Source organism: Acidiplasma cupricumulans, from assembly GCF_001402935.1.
Taxonomy (GTDB): Archaea; Thermoplasmatota; Thermoplasmata; order Thermoplasmatales; family Thermoplasmataceae; genus Acidiplasma; species Acidiplasma aeolicum.
In genome coordinates this window covers 1-3,511 of sequence record NZ_LKBH01000134.1, presented here as the reverse complement: position 1 = coordinate 3,511, position 3,511 = coordinate 1, and the positions used below count along the sequence as shown (strand labels likewise).

At 34.3% G+C, this 3,511-nt stretch carries 4 protein-coding genes; all 4 read right to left on the bottom strand.

What is annotated here, in order from left to right; all coding sequences use genetic code 11:
• Positions 1-58 precede the first annotated feature (58 nt).
• Genes AOG55_RS04070 through surE form a run of 4 tightly spaced genes read right to left on the bottom strand, consistent with a single transcriptional unit; the run spans position 59 to position 3,487 of the window.
• On the bottom strand, positions 59-784 hold the full coding sequence (locus AOG55_RS04070) for an ABC transporter permease (protein WP_052656890.1): 726 nt from the start codon (positions 782-784) through the stop codon (positions 59-61).
• Positions 771-1,604, bottom strand: coding sequence for an ABC transporter ATP-binding protein (locus tag AOG55_RS04065; protein WP_048102395.1), 834 nt, complete (start codon positions 1,602-1,604; stop codon positions 771-773). Before AOG55_RS04065 ends, AOG55_RS04070 begins: the two co-directional genes overlap by 14 nt.
• A 4-nt stretch (positions 1,605-1,608) precedes the next feature.
• Positions 1,609-2,640 carry an SLAC1 family transporter gene (locus AOG55_RS04060; protein ID WP_055032272.1) on the bottom strand — a complete coding sequence of 344 codons (1,032 nt, stop codon included), beginning with the start codon at positions 2,638-2,640 and terminating at the stop codon, positions 1,609-1,611.
• A 31-nt stretch (positions 2,641-2,671) separates the two neighbouring features.
• On the bottom strand, positions 2,672-3,487 hold the full coding sequence (surE, locus tag AOG55_RS04055; protein WP_052656877.1) for a 5'/3'-nucleotidase SurE: 816 nt from the start codon (positions 3,485-3,487) through the stop codon (positions 2,672-2,674).
• Positions 3,488-3,511: the final 24 nt, after the last annotated feature.

Sequence of the window (3,511 nt, the reverse complement as noted above, 5' to 3'; positions counted from 1 at the left end):
TAAAGTTATATAATTAAATTATAAAGCATATGAAAAACCGGTCATAAATTACTGTTTATCACTTATCGCGCCATCTGACAAGAAATCTGGCAAGAATTGAGTATATTACAAGCTCTATCAAAAGCACGTAAAGCATCATTAAATTCATGGGTGCAAGGCCAAAAAATCCCTGAACAAGAATTGCTGCTGGTGTTGTTGGTGATATTGCAATTATATAAAGAAATATTTTTGGAACATAATAATATGGATAAAATGTTGGTGGCAGTATACTTGTAATAACAGTTAAAATTCCGGTTATTCCCCATATATTCCTTAGATGATTTATGGATCCTGATATTATGAAGGATATTGCCGTTGTGGTTACAATAAGTATAAGCATAATTAATACGAGTGCAATGGAATTATATAATGTGAATAGATGGTAAATAATACCAAGATAAACATAAAGAATAATTCCGGGAACTGAAAAGATGAAATAGCTCAGTGTAAATGCGGCCATGTAATCAAACTGTGTTATACTGGTTGCAACATAAAGCTCCTGAATTCTTAACTGTAACCTGAAAAATGCTGAATCACCGGCGCCCGAAAGCCCAACAGACCCAATAAATGCAATTAAACCTCCGACTATTGCAAATTTAACAAGTGCACCATGGCTTAATACAAATACCAGAAAAAGCAAGGTAAGCGGTGTGGCAAGTGAGGCAATAAGGTATGATGGCCCTCTGGCTATGGTTTTTATGCCATAGTACCATGCCATTGTGAGTATAAATTTAATATTTGGCATTTTCATCCTCCATTATAAAAAGGTCATCAATGGTTATATCGCGCACACTCACATCACTGCCTATTTTATCAATATCAGATTTTTTTATATATTTTACATACAAAGTTCCTATTTTATATGAATTATCCAGTTTTTCCATGGACTCTATTCTGATCATATTTTTATATGGCCTTAAAAGCTGGTCATAATTCCCGGATTTTATTATTCTGCCTTTATCCATTATGTATATTTTTGATGCAAGCTCCCTGGCCTCCTCCATATAATGTGTGGTTAATATTATATTCCCTGAAAGCTTTTTTATGGCGCTCCAAGTTTCGAGCCTTGAAAGGGGGTCAAGGCCTGTTGTGGGCTCATCAAGGAAAATTGTTTCAGTGTTTGCAGCAAGTGCCATGGCAACGAACATTTTTCTTTTCATTCCACCAGAGAGTTCATCCGAAGGCACATCCTTTTTATCATATAAATCCAGTTCCCTTAAGGCCCTTAACGTTTCGTCCTTGGCCGATTTAAGGGAAAAGTTTCTGGCGGTTAAATACATAAATATTTGTTCATACGGTGTTAATATGCCTATGGGTGAGGCCTCCTGTGGTATGCTTACTATTGTTTTTCTTAGTTTCTTTGTATCCCTTATAATGCTAAGGTTATTAATAAATGCATCACCGTACGTGGGCCTGAGCTGTGTTGAAAGCATTCTAAGAAGTGTTGTTTTACCTGCACCATTCTTCCCTATTATGCATACAGTTCCATCAGATATTTCCGCACTAAGATGGTCAACAGCATACAGATTTTTATATAATTTGCTCAAATTTTCGATGATTATCATGAAATCAGACCCCGGGATTTTTTATAATTAAATATGTATTTATCCAGGAGTATATATAAAGTATTATTAAAACAATGGTAAATATAACAATTGCATACTTAAAAATGAAGATTCCAGTATAAGAATATATCATGTAATCTGAAAACGTTGATATACCAACCGGAAATACATATGCCCATACAGTCATTGACTGCCTTCTTTTTATATGACCTGCCGCAATTACCCCTGATATTAAAAATAAAAATGTATCAAAGCCAAAAAAAAGCATTGATGAGTCCACAGCCATGTAATCAGGCACATTAAAAAGGTGCAGGTAATTAAAGTATGGTAAAAACATAATATTAATAATTATCATGCTTGAGGCCCCCACAGGTATCATGGCTGCGGGGACGCTTCTTAAATACTCTGTTTTGTTAATATGGTATATAAATGCAGTAATACCCACAAACAGAAACTGGAAAAATGTTATGCCCAGTGAAACAAAAATCATAAAATATATGAGTTTAAGCTCACTTAATGTGTAATATGATTCCAGTGGTTTTATGAGCATAATACTGCTTAATATGATGTTTCCACCTATGACAATGGAGGGTACAAGCATTGCATATGAGAATTCTGATGAATTGTATTTATTTGTATAAAGGTTATAGTTTAAAAGTAAATTTATTATTATTACATATACATAAAATATAAAGTATATATACAAAAATGTTGCTGCCACAATTCTGTTTATGCCTATATAGGCACTGTAAAAAAATGCAAGGGCATACATGATTATGCCAAGAAATGCCAGAAAGCTCAATGCTGTGGGATTATTATAGTCCATTTTAAGGGTTCCTGATTTTGATGCATAGCGATAAACCACAGATATTAACACGAAAATGAACATTGCAATTACAAGGAAAAATATAATTTTACCTGCATTGAAGAGCCATAAATTTAAAAAAACAAGATAATTTATGTAAAGTGCAAGGGAAATTGATAATGTTCCGAGCACGACAGGAAACCATTCAGGGCCGAGACCTTTGAATTTCATGTAACGGGATTAAATTATGATATTTAATCTCTCATTTCACATCTGATAAATATTCGTCATTATATATTAGGCCTGATACATCATTGCAAAGAGATTTTATACCGGAAAAGTTGGTTATAACATGGCCATGCACTGACAGTGGTGTAACTGATATATTTTCTTCATGCATCACAGTATAATAATCTGTATTTTCATCATAATCATCTGAAAATTTATTCCAGAACCAGTAATATTTATTTCCATGCGGGTCCTCATCCTCCCTAACATAATCTGAAAATGCGTTCACATACATCGGAACTCCAACCATTTTTATACCATCATTTATTTTATGTGGGAAATTTATGTTTAATATATCAACATCCTTTGGGAATCCCTTATTAATAACATATTCCATTACATGCCTTGCTATTATCCCTGCCTTTTCAAAATCAGCAGATTTTTCATTTTCCTCATTTACATCGATTGAAAATGCTATACCCTTTATTCCAAGCAGGGCGCCTGTCATGGCCGCAGATATTGTTCCACTTGTATATAGCGACCTTAACGATATATTAAGACCGTGATTTATGCCACTGGCAATTAAATCAATTTTTTCATTCCTGTAAAGCGCATTTCTTGCCAAAAATATTGTGTCTGCCGGAAATCCGGATATGGCATAGCCATTAATGCCGTTTTCATCAATGGTTTTTGCCCTGAGTGGATTATTAAATGTAATGCTCATGCCTGAGGCACTTCTTGGTCTGTCAGGTGCAACCATCACGGCTCCTGTACTGATCTTTGCAGCGTTCATATAAAGTGTTTTGATACCCCTTGAAAAGTATCCATCGTCATTGGTAACCAAAATCATTATTGACCTATATTAAAATACTAT